Source organism: Trinickia sp. Y13 (genome assembly GCF_029522115.1).
GTDB lineage: Bacteria > Pseudomonadota > Gammaproteobacteria > Burkholderiales > Burkholderiaceae > Trinickia.
Map to the genome: position 1 here is coordinate 1 of NZ_JAKWFK010000057.1, position 568 is coordinate 568.

Consider the following 568-nt stretch of genomic DNA (forward strand, 5'->3'; position numbering starts at 1 on the left):
TCGTTTCAGCCGCGCCTTCGGTGCGCTGCTCGATCACGCGCGTTTTGCCCGAACTCGGGATGGCGACGACATGGTGCTGCACCTTGACCTTGCGCCACTTCTCGACCCCTTGCTCGCCGATCTGGATTAGCCAGCCGATCTGGCCGATGTCGTTGCCGTTCAAGCTGAGCACGCGCTGCTTCACTTGCGGGATGCGCGTGCGCAAACCGTCGGCGATCACCTTCAGGTCGTGCCCGTAGTTCGGGTCGATATACTTGGCCGTTTGCGTGGCCGCGTTCAGCGTGGCCTTGCCGTCCATCTTGAGCCAGTCGACGAGCAGCCCCCCGATGCCGTGCAGCGCTTGCTTGGCGTCGTAAGCGGCAAAGCCCGCGCTCACTTCGCTCGCGTGATGCTCGGCAGCGCGCACGTTGCCCGCGATACTGAATTGCTTCTCGCCCGCGGCCTGCGCGAATAGATCGGCCAGCGCCGTCATCAGATCGCCCACGAGCTTGGCGCAGTGCTCGAGCATCTCGGCGAGCTTGTCTTTGACGAGCTTCAGGAACGATTCGATCTCGCCCGCGTAGCGCGC

The 568-nt window shown here is 63.9% G+C and carries 1 pseudogene; it reads right to left on the reverse strand.

The window, feature by feature from the left end:
- Positions 1-568 (reverse strand): annotated as a pseudogene (locus MMB74_RS27360) (sugar-binding protein); the annotation flags it as partial.